Here is a 17542-nt window from a genome sequence, read left to right as displayed (position 1 = left end):
TTATGCGTTTTTGATTATCGCTACATCCATGTTTTTAATAAGCTCATTAGCAAACTCAGAACACTTCACTTCTGTTGCGCCTTCCATTAGGCGAGCGAAGTCATATGTTACTACTTTTGATGCAATTGTTTTCTCAACTGAATCTGTTACTAATTTCGCTGCTTCATTCCATCCTAGGTGTTCTAATAATAATACACCTGAAAGAAGAACTGAAGATGGGTTTACTTTATCTAAACCTGCATATTTTGGAGCTGTACCGTGTGTAGCTTCAAAGATAGCATGTCCAGTCACATAGTTAATGTTTGCACCAGGTGCAATACCAATTCCACCTACTTGTGCAGCAAGTGCATCAGAGATATAGTCACCATTTAAGTTCATTGTTGCAACAACATCGAACTCACGTGGACGAGTTAAAATTTGTTGTAAGAAGATGTCTGCAATAGAATCTTTTACGATGATTTTTCCAGCCACTTCAGCGTCTGCCATCGCTTTATTTGCTGCATCTTTACCATCTTTTTCAACAATGCGATCATATTCAGCCCAAGTAAATACTTTGTCGCCGAATTCTTGTTCCGCTACTTCGTAACCCCAGTTTTTGAAAGCACCTTCTGTAAATTTCATAATGTTTCCTTTATGAACTAATGTAACAGAAGAGCGTTTTTCATTAATTGCATATTGAATTGCAGCACGAACAAGACGCTTTGTCCCTTCTTCTGAGATTGGTTTAATACCAATACCAGATGTTTCTGGGAAGCGGATTTTATTAACACCCATTGCTTCTTTTAAGAAAGCAAGAACTTTTTCTGCTTCTGGAGATCCTTGTGCATATTCAATTCCAGCATAAATGTCTTCTGTATTTTCACGGAAAATAACCATATCAGTATCTTCCGGACGTTTTACAGGTGAAGGAACACCTTCAAAATAACGAACTGGACGTAGACATACATATAGATCTAATTCTTGACGAAGTGCTACGTTTAGAGAACGAATACCACCGCCAACTGGAGTTGTAAGTGGACCTTTAATTGCGATTAAATATTCGCGAATTAAATTTAAAGTTTCTTCTGGTAACCACTCGCCTGTTTGGTTGAATGCTTTTTCCCCTGCAAGCACTTCTTTCCAAACGATTTTCTTCTCACCATCATAAGCTTTTTCAACTGCTGCTTCTATTACGCGAGATGCAGCTGCCCAAATATCAGGACCAATTCCATCTCCTTCAATAAATGGAATAATCGGATTGTTCGGTACATTCATAACACCATTAGTTACAGTAATTTTTTCACCTGTCGTCAATGTGATAACCCCCATGTTTGAAATTTCATATGTATGAAACTGAGGGAATAACCCCTCAGTTCAAACCGTTAGTCAAATTAAAATATTCTAATCATTACATCTTTCCGAAAAAATCAGACTTTTGAAAGCGTATTTTCACTATCGAAATAGTGTTTTTCGCTTATCGTTGTGCGATTGGAACATACACTTGATGCGTTGGTCCATTATAATCAGCACGCGGACGGATTAAACGGTTATTTTCATATTGTTCTAGAATATGAGCTAACCAGCCTGACATACGGCTAATTGCAAAAATAGGTGTAAATAAGTCATGGTCAATTCCTAAACAATGGTATACAGAAGCTGAATAGAAATCGACATTTGGTGGAAGACCTTTTTCTTTTGTTACAATGTCTTCAATTTTGATAGACATATTATACCATTTGTCTTCTCCTAAAAGCACGCATAATCTCTTAGACATTTCACGTAAGTGTTTTGCACGCGGATCACCTTGCTCATACACACGGTGACCAAAGCCCATGATTTTCACTTTATTTTGAAGAGCATTATGAATATATGATTCTACATTTTCTTCTTCGCCAATTTCAGTTAACATCTTCATTACATTTTCATTCGCCCCACCGTGAAGAGGACCTTTCAATGCACCGATTGCTGCTGTAATACCAGAATATACATCTGAAAGTGTAGCCACGCAAACACGTGCAGTAAATGTAGAAGCGTTTAACTCATGATCCGCATGAAGTACAAGCGCCTTATCAAAAGCTTCAATTTCAACTTCATTTGGCTCGCGATCATTTAACATGTACAAGAAGTTTGCAGCTAATGATAAATCTTTTCTTGGCTCAACAATATCTAAACCTTTACGGATTCTCGCGTAAGCAGCAACTAAAGTTCCCACTTGAGCCTGTAATTTAACCGCTTTCAAATAATTAGACTTTTCATCCATAATTTCAGCGCTCTCATCGTATAATGATAGCATGGAAATTGCAGTTCGTAAAACAGACATCGGATGTGCAATTTTTAAATCTACTTGTTTCAAATATGTTAAAATCTCACCTGGAACTTTATAGTATTCAGATACAATTTCATTAAATTCCGCTAGTTCTTTTTCATTAGGAAGCTTGCGGTGCCATAATAAGTACACTACTTCTTCAAACGTAGCATTCTCAGCTAAATCATCAATATTATACCCAACATAAGTTAATGTATCATCAATAATAGAGCTCACAGATGATGTTGTTGCTACTACCCCTTCTAAACCTCGAATAACAGTCATGACATTCTCTCCTTTTCCTGAAAATTCTCCCAACCTTGCTCCTTATATCTATTTGCTCCCCTTATGAATTATGAACGCCCGTTCACTCTTTAGGCAAGCAAAATGCACGATCATGCAAATTTGTTGCGATGTTCCCCTCTTATTGTCCATTGTTTACATGGAAAGCATGAGCGTGAATGTCTCCCCGAATCCTCACGCTCAAAACAACAAGTTAGTGAGGAAAATACATTCCGAAGAGTTTTATGATAAAAACAACATAAAACAATATCATTATAAAATTGTTTTATGTTGTTTTTATTTTATCTGGTGTAAAGTCTCTGCTGTTATGTAACTTTTCAAAGTTTCTAATCCTATTATAAACAATTATCTGACTTTTGTGAACAGAAAGAATTCAAAAATTTTATATTACTATAAAATTCCTTATTTAAACATTTGTATAATACTCATAACCGCATAGGCAATTCCAGCCCCAATTAACGGACCAACAGCAACCCCATTAAATAGCGCAACCGCTATAATTGTCCCAAAAACAAGCGCAGTTGTAATGTGAGGATCCGTTGTCAACAATTGTACGCCGCCTTTCGCTAACAAAGCGACCGCTACACCTGAAGCTAAAGCAATCCACGCATAATAAGATTTTGCCGCTTCTCCAAGTTGTTTAAAACCTATTTCCCCCGTCGCAATCGGTACGAGCACCGCTATTGTAATGACTGTTACACCTAGGTTAATTCCTTTCGTTTGTAAATAAGGAAAGACCTTATCTCCTAAAAACGTAAACTTCAATAAAAATAACACACCAATTGCTACAGTAAGCGATTGGTTTTTAGCAATAAGTCCTATAATAAGTAGTATGAATAAAAATAACGTTGACTGACTAATCATGTTTGCACTTCCTTTCTGAAAATAATGAACTCATTTCCAAACAAAAATACCTTTAAACCTATCGTTATACATGATATATCGATGCCTATTCAACATGAATCACTTCATTTTTTATGTATTTTAAAATGATAAATTGAGACTTTCACCATAAAAATTTAAGCATGTATACATTTTAAAAAACAGGCGTCTCTTCTTTCTTTTCTAATTAGAAACAGGTAAAATAAAAAGAAGAGAAAATGAAGTTTTTACCATATAGTAGAAGCATCAACACCAAGCTTTCACAGTCACTCACATACTGAAAAAGCAGGAAAAATCCATCATTCCACTATAACATAAAGTGAAACTTTAATCAGTGGGGCATTTTCCACTGATTATTAGTTGAACCAATCGGGCTTTTACGGGCAGTTTATCTCCATCTAACTCCTTTGATCCAGCCGCACTTCGGGTAGGAGATTTACTGCCCGTTAATGCGGGGTAAAGTGAAACTTTAATCAGTGGGGCACACTCGTTATAAGTTGAACGAATTAGGATAATCCAAATTGGAATGGGAGGTATACATCTTTGAACCGAAACTTACTATATATGATATTGCGACTCATATTTGTCATTGTAGCAACGGTAGCTGGGTTCTATGTATTACTATACATGTCAGGGCTTATCTATCCTTTTATTATCGCTTTTGCATTTGCTTATTTGATTAATCCTGTCGTCAATTTCCTTAATCAAAAACTACAATTTCCTCGCGCACTAGCAGTACTCGTTAGCTTAATTCTCGTATTTGGAGCTATCGTTGGACTTGTTACATATCTTGTGACTGAAGCAATATCTGCCACAACATACTTACTACAACTTGTTACAGTAAAGTTTCCAGATATCGTTACATTCGCTCAGCAATTTGCACTTAATCATATTATGCCTCTCTACGATGATTTAATCTCTAAATTTAATCATCTTGGAGAACCACAGCGCTATACAATTACACAAAACATTCAAAACTTAGGAACAGAGGCAACAACACAAATGAAAGAAATTTTAACCGCCATTATAAGCGGGTTAACGAATTTCATTAGTGCACTGCCAACAACTTTAACTGTCCTTGTATTCATTTTATTAGCCACTTTCTTCATTAGTTACGATTGGCACCGTCTTGCTCAAAAAGCAAGAAAATTACTACCAAATCGTGTACATGGCTACGGAAAAACTATTTTTGTCGACTTAAAAAAAGCTTTATTTGGTTTTGTGAAAGCACAACTTACACTCGTATCTATGACAACCGTTATTGTACTGATCGGACTTTTAATATTACGCGTACCATACGCCATTACTATTGCGATTATTACAGGAGTTGTAGATTTACTACCATATTTAGGAACAGGCGCAGTCTTCGTTCCATGGGTTATATACGTATTTTTCACTGGCGATACCGCATTCGCCATTGGTCTTCTCATTTTATACATCGTCGTGATTGTCCAAAGACAAATTATGGAACCGAAAGTACTTTCATCTAACATCGGTCTCGATCCATTAGCAACACTCGTCGCTCTATTTGTCGGCTTTAAACTTTTTGGCTTTTTAGGATTAATCATCGGTCCAGTCACCTTAGTACTACTTAATACATTACACAAAGCTAATGTCTTCCATGACTTGTGGAAATATATTAAAGGTTCACCTTCAAAATAACAGTTTCTAATTCATACAAAAAATCAAGCTATAATCAGTGGGAAATTCCCACTGATTATTCCTTTCACCTATTTTTCACACTACTCACACGCAACAAGAGCATTACCCAGAAACAGGATAATCCTCTTGTTTTTTTGCATAAAAAAACACATATTCTAGCTAAAAATACATTTTTATTCTATTTTATCTATAATTATTACTTACATTTATTACTTTTTATGTAAATGAATAAATATACAAAATGGCATAAAATAAGGCTTCAACTAACAATCACCACCTTTTATATGAATTCTTTACACCAATCGCTCCTTTATATACAAAAGCAAAACTTTAATTTGGCTGCATTTCGCACCATCTTATTCATCCAAATTAATAGCACTAAAAAATCACACGTTTAATCGAAGCACAACAAGAGTTCAAACGAAAATTATATAGCAAATATAATAAGCGGACATTTTGTTCATCCCCACTCATCATCCCCCCACAAATAGTGCGGTAAAGCAAAGCCTCAATCAGAAAGCTCCCCTCCTCTTACAAGACAAAAAAATAGCACTTAGATCGTTATAATCTAAGCGCTACTTCTGAATGATAATAGTAGAGTTCTTTCTAAACTTCCATTCCATCCACTTCATAACAAGCGGCTTCAATAAAGCTCTCGTAATAGGGATCACGCAGATAAACCCTAGCACATCTGTCACATAACCAGGAAGCACTAAGAGAATACCTCCTACAAATACAAAAATACCATCTAGTACTGCCTCACCTGGCATTTCCCCTCTATTCAACTTAGATTGAATCTCTCCAAGCACTTTAAATCCTTGTCTTTTCGCCAAATACACACCTACTACACCTGTAAATACAATCATAGCGAACGTAGACCATAAACCTATTACATGACTTGATCCGATTAAGACCGTAATCTCAATCGCCGGTATTAAAATAAACAAGAATAGTAACCACTTCATAGTTCTACACCTCTCTCACAACTCACTTTTAACGCCCTCACAACGCCTATATACATCATATGAAATATAATACCCTTTCATATTAAAACCCATAACAAACAGCTTTTAAAAGCAATTCTAGGCGTTTTAAGCTAACTCTATCTCGTTTTTGTGTAAAAAAAAAGAGAAGGACTCCGATCCTTCTCTCCGTATTACTTATAGCACTTCCGCATGTCCATTATAAACAATTCCGCGTGCTGCATCAACTGTTACTTCTTGGCCATTTTTTAAAGTTGCTGTTACGCCGTTTACACCAACGATAACAGGAATACCGATTGATACGCCTACAACAGCAGCATGGCTTGTTAAGCCACCTTCTTCTACAACTAAAGCAGCAGCTTTTTCGATTGCAGGAATCATATCTTTATCAGTGCTTGTTGTAACAAGGATATCACCTTCGTTTACGTTCGCTACAGCTTCAGCAGCTGTTTTTGCTACAACTACTTTACCTTTTGCAGCTTTACGACCGATTCCTTGTCCTTTAGCAACTTCTTCACCAACAACGTGGATTTTCATTAAGTTTGTTGTACCAGTTTCAGCAACTGGAACACCAGCAGTAATTACTACAGTATCTCCAAGGCCGATTAGACCTGCATCCATACCTGTTTGAATTGCTGTATCTAACATTTCGTCAGTTGAAGCTGCGCGCTTCTCAGCCATAAATGCTTGTACACCCCAAACAAGTGCAAGACGACGTCCTACTTGCTCGTCAGATGTTACAGCTACGATTGGAGATTTTGGACGGTATTTAGAGATCATTTTCGCAGTATGTCCACTTTCTGTTGGAGCTACGATTGCAGCTACATCAAGAGCAAGTGCTGTATGCGCAACAGATTGGCTAATTGCATCTGTAATTGTTGGAGTGAACTCTTTAATACGTTTTTTGAACATATCTTCGTATTGTAATGATTTTTCAACACGTACTGCAATGTTAGCCATCATTGTTACTGCTTCTACCGGATATTGACCAGCAGCTGTTTCACCTGAAAGCATGATTGCATCTGTACCATCGAAGATTGCGTTAGCTACGTCACTTGCTTCAGCACGAGTTGGACGTGGGTTACGTTGCATAGAGTCTAACATTTGTGTCGCAGTAATAACTGGTTTACCTAACACGTTACATTTTTTGATTAGACGTTTTTGTACTAATGGTACTTCTTCTGGTGGAATTTCTACACCCATATCACCACGAGCTACCATTAAACCGTCAGAAACTTCTAAGATTGAATCGATGTTGTCGATACCTTCTTGGTTTTCGATTTTCGGTACGATTTGGATGTATTGAGCGCCATGCTCTTCTAATAATTCACGGATTTCTAATACGTCAGACGCTTTACGTACGAATGAAGCTGCGATGAAATCAACTTTTTGCTCGATACCGAAGATGATATCTTTTACGTCTTTTTCAGTGATACCAGGAAGCTTAATGCTTACGTTTGGTACGTTAACACCTTTTTTATTTTTTACAGTTCCGCTGTTAAGAACTTTTGTACGGATGTTTCCATCAGCTTTTTCGATTACTTCTAGTTCGATAAGACCGTCATCGATTAGAATGCGAGAACCTGGGTCTACATCGTCATAAAGACCAGCATAAGATACAGAGAACTTCTCTGCAGTACCTAATACTTGCTCAGTAGAAAGAACTACTTCTGCACCTGTTACAAGCTCAGCTTGTCCGTCTACGAAGTCGTGAGTACGGATTTCTGGACCTTTTGTATCAAGTAAGATACCAACTGTTTTACCAGTTTTCTTTGAAGCTTCACGAATGTTTTTAATACGAGCTCCGTGCTCTTCATGGCTACCATGAGAGAAGTTTAAACGAGCAACGTTCATACCTGCTTCGATTAATTGCTCTAATTTTTCAATACTTTCACTAGCAGGACCTATAGTACATACAATTTTAGTTTTACGCATATTGCACCTCCGAAAATTATGAAACCGTTCCCAAATATCTGACATTACGCCGATTAGATGGATAATTCTTTAGATAATTGATACATATCTTTATCGATTGTATGCTTTTGAGCTAACGCTTCGATAATATCATGATCAACAAGTTTGTTATCTTGAATACCTACACAACGTCCACCTCTACCAGCAATTAATAATTCAACTGCTCTTGCGCCAAGACGACTTGCTAATACACGGTCTTGTGCACTTGGTGATCCGCCACGTTGTACGTGACCTAATACAGTTACACGAGTATCAAAGTTTGTTGCTTCTTCAATGTGCTTACCGATGTCAATTGCACTTCCAACACCTTCAGCTACAACGATAATACTGTGTTTTTTACCACGTTCACTACCGCGCTTCAGACGAGCGATAACATCATCCATGTCATACTCTTCTTCTGGAATTAAGATTGTTTCTGCACCATCAGCTAAACCAGCCCATAATGCGATATCACCAGCGTGACGTCCCATTACTTCGATAACATATGTACGTTCATGAGATGTAGCTGTGTCACGGATTTTATCAATTGCATCAATAACAGTGTTTAAAGCTGTATCGAAACCAATTGTGAAGTCTGTTCCAGGGATATCATTGTCGATTGTACCTGGTACACCAACACATGGGAATCCTTGTTCAGTTAATTTTTTAGCGCCTTGGTAAGAACCATCTCCACCAATAACAACAAGTCCTTCGATACCATGTTTCTTTAATTGCTCGATACCTTTTAGTCGTACTTCTGGGTCTTTAAACTCAGGACATCTTGCTGTATATAATTTCGTACCACCGCGGTGGATAATATCGCCAACAGAACCAAGTTCTAATTTTTCAATGTGACCAGAAATTAATCCAGCGTATCCATGGTAAATACCATATACTTCAATATCATGGAAAATCGCTTTACGAACAACTGCACGAATGGCAGCATTCATACCAGGTGAATCTCCACCACTTGTTAATACACCAATACGTTTCATTTGTACTCACCTCATAAAGATTATTTGCCTTATAATAAAATAACACGAAAAAATATAAAAACACAATGGAGAAGATGTGTCTTTTCATAATAAAAACGTGCATTCGCGAAGAGGAACGCACGCTTTTCTTATTTTATCCCAATGGAAGCGTTTGAAAACGAAACTTGCCCAATTTTCATATATTTTTCATAACGTTTTTCGATTAATTCATCTTTCGAAATTCCGTTTAATTGTTCAAAAGTTTTTCTAATCATTAAGTCTATATTTTCTGACTGTTTTAAAAGATTACGGTGAGCTCCACCTTTTGCCTCTGGAATAATTTCATCAATTACACCTAATTCTTTCAAATCTGCTGCTGTAATTTTCATTGCTTCTGCAGCTTCCTTTGCTTTTCCTGCATCTTTCCAAAGAATTGCCGCTGCACCCTCTGGTGTAATAACAGAATAAGTGGAATTTTCTAGCATATGAATGTAATCTCCTACTCCAAGACCTAGCGCACCACCACTACCGCCTTCACCGATAACGATACAAATAACTGGTACCGTTAAACCTGCCATCTCAAATAGGTTGCGGGCAATAGCTTCACTTTGTCCACGTTCTTCAGCTGCTTTACCAGGATAAGCTCCCTTCGTATCGATGAAACAAATAATAGGACGATTAAACTTTTCCGCTTGTTTCATGAGACGCAGTGCTTTTCGATATCCTTCTGGATGAGGCATTCCAAAGTTACGGCGAATATTTTCTTTCGTATCTTTTCCGCGCTGATGCCCAATTACAGTTACAGGCATCCCTTTATATTTCGCAATGCCGCCGACAATCGCTGCATCATCGCCAAATAGACGATCTCCATGACATTCGAAAAAATCAGTAAATAAGTGCTCAATATAATCGAGCGTTGTCGGTCGTTCTGCATGACGAGCAATTTGAACACGGTCCCATACTTTTAGATTGCCGTATATATCTTCCTCTAAATTTTCTAGCTTTTCTTCCAAAATACGAATCTCCTCACTGAAGTCCATCTGGCTGTTTTTCGTATAGTCTTTCAGTTCACGAATCTTATTTCTTAGCTCAACAACTGGTTTTTCAAATTCTAGCTCTGCCATACAGCCATTTCCCCTCCTTGATGAACTTCTAAAATCTTGCGAAGCGATTCTCTCATATCATCACGATGCACCACCGCATCTAATTGACCATGATCTAGTAAGAATTCTGCCGTTTGGAAATCTTCCGGTAGTTTCTCACGCACCGTTTGTTCAATTACACGTCTACCAGCAAATCCGATAAGTGCACCTGGTTCTGCAAGATTATAATCACCAAGTGAAGCGAAACTCGCTGAAACCCCGCCCGTCGTTGGGTGAGTCATAACAGAAATAAATAACCCTCCTGCATTACTATGCTTTTTCAAAGCTACGCTTGTTTTTGCCATTTGCATTAAACTTAATATCCCTTCTTGCATACGGGCACCACCCGAAGCAGTAAAGATAATAAATGGAACTTGTAAGTCGTACGCCTTTTCAACCGCACGGGCGATTTTTTCTCCTACTACAGAGCCCATGCTCCCCATTCGAAAACGAGAATCCATTACTGCAACAACAACAAGCATGTCATCAATTGTTCCTTCACCAGTTACAACCGCTTCGTTCAATTCAGTCTTCTTACGATCGCTCTCTAGTTTCTCTTCATAACCTGGAAACTCGAGTGGATTTAATGAAACCATTTCTTTGTCATACTCACGGAATGACCCTTCGTCCAATATACTATCAAGACGTTCCCATGCATTCATAGGATGATGATATCCACAATTCACACATACTTTTAAATTTTTTAGAAGTTCTTTCGTATACATGATTTTTTTACATTCCGGACATTTTGTCATAACGCCATCTGGCACATCTTTTCGTACTTGTTCTGAAGGTATTGCAGCGTACTTTTTCTTTTTCACGAATAAATCTCTTAGCACAATTTGACCCCCTTCGTTGAGAGCTAAGGTTAGCGTAAGAAGAAAATGGGGCTAACACCAAAGTTTGATGTTAGCCTTATCTTCTCAATCTGTCTAATAACCTCACTCTTTACGTTTAACTTTAACCGCTACGCGGTAGAATGTTTGTCATAACGTGTCATGGTCATTTCGACAAATTTTATACATTACGAGTGAAACTGTATATTCTCTACTAATTCATCGTAAATTTTTAGTGCATCATTTTCTTGTTTTTCTTCCAAAGTAGCATAAAGCTTTCTATACATATCAATAGAATCTCTTGAAACTTTACAAGAAAGAGTTGCTACGTAATCATTTACGATCATCCAAATGCGATATAGTAAATAATTATCGACTTGTTCAATAAGTGTTTTAAAGAACGTTTGATGAAGCGTTGGGATTGAGCTTTCATTTTCTTCAAGTACTTGGTGTAATCTACTTAGTACTTTAGAAAACGTTTCTTTCGGTAAATTACATACAATTCGAATCATATCTTTCTCAAGCAATCGTTTTGTTTGTAATAAATCACGAATTGTTTTCTCATCTTGCAGTAAGAACGGAGCAATTAATTGTACAAGACCGTTATCATAAAAGTTTCGAATAAACGTCCCTTCACCACGTCTCGTTTCAATCAATCCTACCAGTTCTAAAGCACGCAATGCTTCTCTTACAGAGGAACGTCCTACGTTTAAACGTGAACTTAACTCGCGCTCAGACGGCAAACGATCCCCCGCTACCAATCCATCCTCTTCCATAATGGAACGAATTTTTTTTACAATTTCGAGATATACTTTTGTATTTGATGATGTCAATGGAAATTCCTCGCTTATTCTTTACCAATCAGCGCTAATTGTTTTGTTTTTTCAGCGATCTCATTTGGATCTACTTGACGGCGAGCTACTCCTGTCTCCATTGCTGCTTTTGCAACGTAAGCCGCTACTTGAGGCGCTACACGCGCGTCAAATGGTGCTGGAATGATATAGTCTGCATTCAACTCATCTTCTGCTACAAGCTCAGCAATAGCCTGTACAGCTGCCATCTTCATTTCTTCGTTAATTTGTGTCGCATGTACGTCAAGTGCACCGCGGAAAATACCAGGGAACGCCAGTACATTATTTACTTGGTTCGGGAAGTCAGAACGACCTGTTCCAACAACAGCTGCGCCCGCTGCTTTTGCCAATTCTGGCATAATTTCTGGAACTGGATTTGCCATTGCAAAAATAATCGCATTGTCATTCATTGTACGAACCATCTCTTCTGTTAATGCACCTTCTGCAGATACACCAATGAATACGTCCGCACCTTGTACAACATCAGCTAAAGAACCTTCTATACGATTCTTATTTGTATATTTTGCAACTTCATCCTTCACCGGATTCATACCTGTAGGACGACCATCATAGATTGCCCCTTTACGGTCACACATAATAATGTCGCGTACACCATAGCGATATAAAAGTTTAATAATTGCAATACCTGCTGCACCTGCGCCATTTGCGACAACTTTAATGTCAGACATTTTCTTTCCAACTAATTTCAGTGCATTTACAAGACCTGCTACTGTTACGATAGCTGTTCCGTGTTGATCATCATGGAAGATAGGAATATTTGTTTCTTTTTTCAAACGCTCTTCAATAATGAAGCAGTTTGGTGCTGCGATATCTTCTAAGTTAACGCCGCCAAAAGTTGGCTCCATTAATTTTACAGTTTCAACAATTTTATCTACATCGTTTGTATTTAAGGCAATCGGGAATGCATCTACACCAGCAAAGCTCTTGAATAATACAGCTTTACCTTCCATTACTGGAAGAGATGCTTCAGGTCCAATGTTACCAAGACCAAGTACAGCCGTTCCATCTGTCACAACTGCTACCATATTTCCCTTCATCGTATATTCATATACCTTACTTTTATCGTCATAAATTTCTTTACAAGGTTCTGCAACCCCTGGAGAATATGCAAGACTTAAATCTTTTGCATTTTCTACTTTTACTTTTGATACAGTTTCTAATTTTCCTTGATGCACTTTATGCATGTGAAGTGCTTCTTCACGAAGTGTTGACAAACTATCCACTCTCCTCAAATTATTCTTGCTGATATCAATTTCTCCAAGTGGTCTGACCACGAACACTACTACTATAATAATCGAAGTGTAGGGAAATTGTCCATTATATTTTCACAACTACATTTTCTTCCCCGACAATTTCACGAAGTGCTCCTAAACATTCTTCACTTGGATGAATCGATAAACTTCGAGATAATTGTACCATTTTATGTTCCTTTTCATAATAAATTAGTACTTTCGCAAAACCTGAATAGTCGAACAATATTTTCGTAACCTGATTTAAAAGCTTTTTCTCATACTGAGACGGCAATTTCACGTAAACAGATGCGTCTTTCTTTTCTTCATAAACATCCATTTCCTCTAGCGGATATAGCCCATTTACAATCCATTGCAGCTTATGATTTCTTAGCTCAATCATGCCGTCAACTAAAACAATTGCTCCTTCTTGTAACTTATCCGAGAAATGTATATACGTTTCCGGGAAGAGGACCGCTTCCATTTCATCATTTTGATCACAAAATGTAATAAATGCCATCTTTTGAAACTTTTTCGTACGAATCACTCTCACACTTGTTATATACACAATAGCTCTTTGTACTTTTTTCTTGTGTCGCATCGCCTGAGCGAGAGATGGAATTTCTAATTCTTTTGCTAACTTTACATACTGCGCTGTCGGATAACTTGATAAATAAAAGCCAAGTGCTTCTTTCTCTTTATTTAGTTGTTCAATAAAAGATAGCTCTTCTCCTTGTACGTATTTTGATTTTGGAACAGCATCTCCTAAATCACGTGCGAGATTTGCGTACTCTAATGCCCCTTTAATACTTTTCCATAAATTCGTTCTCGAAACACCAAAATCATCAAAACATCCCGACCAGACGAAAGCTTCTAAATTGCGCTCCGTTACAAACTTTGACGGCAAACGGAGACAAAATTCAAACAAATCTTCGAACATTTTTTTCTCTCGTTCTTCTAATAATGCCGTCACTGTAGCCATTCCAATATTTCGAATCGAAAGTAAACTGTAACGTATCGCATTCCCCTCTATTTGGAAGTTGTAACCACTTTTTTGAAGAGACGGCGGCAAAACATGAAAACCTTTTCGCTTCGTTTCTCGTATATACTGTACAATTTTATCTTCATTTCCAATTGCACTTGATAATAGTGCCGTCATAAATTCCAGCGTATAGTTCGCTTTTAAGTAGGCAAGTTGATATCCGATCATACTGTAAGCTACAGCGTGACTTCGGTTAAAACCGTAATTCGCAAATCTTACAATTAAATCGTAAATTTTCTCAGCAGACGTCTCATCGTAACCATTTTGCAAACAACCTTGGACAAAATGCTTACGTTCCTGATCTAAAATATCACGATTCTTTTTACTCACTGCACGGCGCAGTAAATCTGCTTCACCAAGCGAAAACCCTGCTAACTTCGATGCAATTTGCATAATTTGTTCTTGGTATACAATGACGCCGTATGTTCTTTCTAAAATTGGCTTTAAATCCGGATGTAAATATTCAATTTTTCTTTTTCCATGTTTCGATTCAATAAAGGTCGGTATCTGTTCCATCGGTCCCGGTCTGTATAATGAGTTAACAGCTACGATATCTTCAAACTCATTCGGTTTTAACCCGCGAAGTACATTTCGCATACCACCTGACTCAAGCTGGAATACACCTGTTGTATCCCCTCTCCCTAATAATTGGAACGTCTTTTCATCTTGAAGAGGTAAGTTTCTTATATCGATTTCTTTCCCTGTTTTGTTCGCGATAAATTTTATAATATTTTCAAGTAACGTTAAATTACGTAATCCTAAAAAGTCCATCTTAAGCAACCCAAGTTCTTCTAGCGCATCGGCTGGATATTGCGTAACATAAACATCGTTATGTCCTTCTTGAATTGCTACACTGCCTGTTAGCGGTTCTTGACTCATAATAACGCCAGCCGCATGAATAGACGTATGACGTGGTAAACCTTCTACACGTTTTGCGATTTCAAACACACGCTCATGCAGAAGATTCCCTTGTATAAACTCACGAAGTGATTGTGATTCTTCATATGCATCTTTTAACGTTATACCAAGCTTTGATGGGATAAGTTTTGAAAATATATCAATATCTCGCGGCGGAAGCCCCATTACGCGGGCAATGTCTCTAATTGCCGCTTTTGCTGCAAGCGTACCAAACGTTACAATTTGCGCAACACGGAGCTGACCGTATTTATCTTTCACATAGCGAATCATCTCATCACGTCTTACGTCTGGAAAATCAATATCAATATCGGGAAGCGTCACACGTTCAGGATTTAAAAACCTTTCAAATAATAGATCGTATTCAATCGGATCAATATCTGTAATTTCTAATACGTATGAGACGAGTGAACCAGCTGCCGATCCACGACCTGGTCCTGTTAAAATATGATTTTCATGTGCATACTTCATAAAATCCCATACGATGAGGAAATAATCACTAAATCCCATACGAGAAATAACATTTAATTCATGATTTAAACGCTTTATATGCACTTCTTTCGGCGCACCATATCGTTTCCGTAAACCTTCTTCACAAACACGACGCAAGTATATATCACTCGTTTCATTAGACGAAACAGGAAACTTCGGAAGTTGATTTACATGGAACGGTATTTCTACTTGGCAACGCTCTGCAATTTTCATTGTATTTTGGATTGCTTCCGGCGCATGGGAAAATAGTGCTTCCATTTCATCCGATGACTTTAAATAATATTGATCTGTTTTCAGCCTCGGCCTATCTGGATCAGTCATTTTCGTTCCACTTTCAACAGATAGTAAACATTCGTGAACAAGTGCGTCACTTTGATTGATATAGCGCACATCGTTTGTTGCAACGACTGGAATATTAACCCTACTAATAAATTCAGGTAGTTTCTCTTGTAAAAGCAACTCATCTTGAATCGCATGATGCTGCAAACTCATATAAAAATGGCCGAACATATTTTGATATGTGCGAGCTACTTCTTCAGCCTGACTCTCATTGTCTTCTAGTAATAATTGCTCAATTTCGCCATCTTTACCTGGTGAAATAGCAATTAATCCTTTCGCATAATGCGCAAGCCACTTCTTAGGAATACCTTCTTTAGATTTTGTCATAATACTGCTAGAAATCTTTAATAAATTTTGGTAGCCTATTTCATTCTCAGCAAGTAATACAAGCGGATAAGACCTTTCTTCTTCTTCACTAAAAATAGAAGCGGTTAATCCAATAACAGGCTGTATACCATGTTTCTTACATGCTTTATAAAACGGAATAACGCCATACATAACATTTTCATCCGTAATAGCCAGCGATGAAAAACCAAGTTCTTTCGCCCTGACTACAAGCTCATCAATTTTACAAGCACTTTTTAATAAACTAAAAACGGTTTGACATTGTAAATGCACAAACTTCACTGTTGTACCCTCTCTTTACCTATTTGACTACTTTTATTATAGGTGATGAGGAAAGCGGAAATCAAAACATACTTCTTATACTTTGTCCATATATATGAAGAAGAAAGGGGAATGACGATGGATGTAAGAGAACATACTTTTTTCTCTCTGCTTATTATTAGTTATTTTATTGCCTTTGGGGTTATACTTGGCGGTTCATTAATTGGTGGATTTGGTGCGTTTCTTATCGGAAAACCAGCTCTAACTTACATTAATCAATTCGCCCAAAATTTAAGAATTTGGGCACTCGTTGCAGCAATTGGTGGAACATTCGATACCTTTTATAGCTTTGAAAGAAGTTTCTTTGGCGGAGATATGAAAGATATCGTAAAACAAATTCTCCTTATTTTTTTCGCGACTGGTGGTATGCAAACAGGTCTCATTATTATTAAATGGCTAACGCAGGAACATGTATGAGAGTACCAAGTGCCAATACAGCAAAAAGATGGTACTTAGTATTAGCTGGTGCTGCTGTTGGAGGCGTGTTGAGCTGGTTTATTTTTTTGTACATATACGGTGTTTTTCAAGAAGAACAAGCTAGTAAAATAGCAGAACAAAGAGAAATTATAGAAAAACAAGAAGCAAAACTCCACGTCCTTCTCGAAGATCAAGAAAAATTGAACACTGAAAATAAACGGCTCTTAACCATTCAAGAGATTAAAATAAAACTTATCAATCGAGAAAAATACGATTTAGACAATCTTACACTCGAAAATATGACTACATCTATCCATAATGATCTCCAGCATCTTTTAACGAAAAACATTCAAAGTATCGCAAAAAATAAAGATCTACTCAAAAAGGTAATCGAAAACAAAACGTACAAACATTACGATCGACTATACCGTTTTAAAGTCGATACAATATCTTTTGATACAGTGCTTGAAATTAGCATTACTATAGAAAAGGAAAAATAAAGAAGGAGGGCTTTAGCGCCGCTCCTTCTTTTCGTTCTAACATATAGTCCC

The 17542-nt window shown here is 37.4% G+C and carries 14 protein-coding genes; 3 read left to right on the top strand and 11 right to left on the bottom strand.

Annotation, left to right across the window (positions count from 1 at the left end):
• The 3 genes from icd to MRP26_RS22920 all read right to left on the bottom strand — a co-directional run bounded on the left by icd (position 1) and on the right by MRP26_RS22920 (position 3451).
• Complete coding sequence (gene icd / locus MRP26_RS22930) at positions 1-1293, bottom strand: NADP-dependent isocitrate dehydrogenase (RefSeq protein WP_000206893.1); 1293 nt, start codon at positions 1291-1293, stop codon at positions 1-3.
• A gap of 160 nt (positions 1294-1453) precedes the next feature.
• Positions 1454-2602 (bottom strand): citrate synthase, encoded by a 1149-nt coding sequence (gene citZ, locus MRP26_RS22925; RefSeq protein WP_000503651.1) that lies wholly within the window; start codon positions 2600-2602, stop codon positions 1454-1456.
• 387 nt (positions 2603-2989) lie between these two features.
• Positions 2990-3451 (bottom strand): DUF441 domain-containing protein, encoded by a 462-nt coding sequence (locus tag MRP26_RS22920; RefSeq protein ID WP_000625507.1) that lies wholly within the window; start codon positions 3449-3451, stop codon positions 2990-2992.
• 561 nt (positions 3452-4012) lie between these two features.
• On the opposite strand from MRP26_RS22920, the gene ytvI reads away from it, so the two are divergent.
• On the top strand, positions 4013-5131 hold the full coding sequence (gene ytvI, locus MRP26_RS22915) for a sporulation integral membrane protein YtvI (protein ID WP_078400661.1): 1119 nt from the start codon (positions 4013-4015) through the stop codon (positions 5129-5131).
• 575 nt (positions 5132-5706) lie between these two features.
• Here ytvI and MRP26_RS22910 read toward each other — a convergent pair.
• The 8 genes from MRP26_RS22910 to dnaE all read right to left on the bottom strand — a co-directional run bounded on the left by MRP26_RS22910 (position 5707) and on the right by dnaE (position 16535).
• Entirely contained in the window at positions 5707-6096 is a 390-nt protein-coding gene (locus MRP26_RS22910) for an FxsA family protein (RefSeq protein ID WP_000871631.1), read from the bottom strand.
• 195 nt (positions 6097-6291) lie between these two features.
• A complete protein-coding gene (pyk, locus tag MRP26_RS22905) occupies positions 6292-8049 on the bottom strand; it encodes a pyruvate kinase (RefSeq protein WP_001232667.1) in 1758 nt (585 codons plus the stop codon).
• Positions 8050-8102: 53 nt separating this feature from the next.
• Complete coding sequence (gene pfkA / locus MRP26_RS22900; RefSeq protein ID WP_000821158.1) at positions 8103-9062, bottom strand: 6-phosphofructokinase; 960 nt, start codon at positions 9060-9062, stop codon at positions 8103-8105.
• Between the two features lie 128 nt (positions 9063-9190).
• Positions 9191-10165 (bottom strand): acetyl-CoA carboxylase carboxyl transferase subunit alpha, encoded by a 975-nt coding sequence (accA, locus tag MRP26_RS22895; protein ID WP_000818801.1) that lies wholly within the window; start codon positions 10163-10165, stop codon positions 9191-9193.
• Positions 10153-11022 carry an acetyl-CoA carboxylase, carboxyltransferase subunit beta gene (gene accD / locus MRP26_RS22890; protein ID WP_000942856.1) on the bottom strand — a complete coding sequence of 290 codons (870 nt, stop codon included), beginning with the start codon at positions 11020-11022 and terminating at the stop codon, positions 10153-10155. Before accD ends, accA begins: the two co-directional genes overlap by 13 nt.
• Positions 11023-11207: 185 nt before the next feature.
• Positions 11208-11852 carry a FadR/GntR family transcriptional regulator gene (locus tag MRP26_RS22885; RefSeq protein ID WP_000204444.1) on the bottom strand — a complete coding sequence of 215 codons (645 nt, stop codon included), beginning with the start codon at positions 11850-11852 and terminating at the stop codon, positions 11208-11210.
• Between the two features lie 14 nt (positions 11853-11866).
• Positions 11867-13075 carry an NADP-dependent malic enzyme gene (ystJ, locus tag MRP26_RS22880; RefSeq protein WP_161114790.1) on the bottom strand — a complete coding sequence of 403 codons (1209 nt, stop codon included), beginning with the start codon at positions 13073-13075 and terminating at the stop codon, positions 11867-11869.
• A gap of 133 nt (positions 13076-13208) precedes the next feature.
• Positions 13209-16535 (bottom strand): DNA polymerase III subunit alpha, encoded by a 3327-nt coding sequence (dnaE, locus tag MRP26_RS22875; protein ID WP_197242819.1) that lies wholly within the window; start codon positions 16533-16535, stop codon positions 13209-13211.
• 42 nt (positions 16536-16577) lie between these two features.
• Here dnaE and MRP26_RS22870 point away from each other — a divergent pair, with 42 nt between their 5' ends.
• Positions 16578-16991 (top strand): YtrH family sporulation protein, encoded by a 414-nt coding sequence (locus tag MRP26_RS22870; protein WP_002005839.1) that lies wholly within the window; start codon positions 16578-16580, stop codon positions 16989-16991.
• Entirely contained in the window at positions 16988-17491 is a 504-nt protein-coding gene (ytrI, locus tag MRP26_RS22865; protein ID WP_001265736.1) for a sporulation membrane protein YtrI, read from the top strand. The genes MRP26_RS22870 and ytrI overlap by 4 nt, the downstream gene beginning before the upstream one ends.
• Positions 17492-17542 lie beyond the last annotated feature (51 nt).

Source organism: Bacillus sp. CCB-MMP212, assembly GCF_022748145.1.
Taxonomy (GTDB): Bacteria; Bacillota; Bacilli; order Bacillales; family Bacillaceae_G; genus Bacillus_A; species Bacillus_A cereus.
Note: the sequence above shows the minus strand (reverse complement) of the source record. Positions and strands in the feature narration are given on the sequence as shown.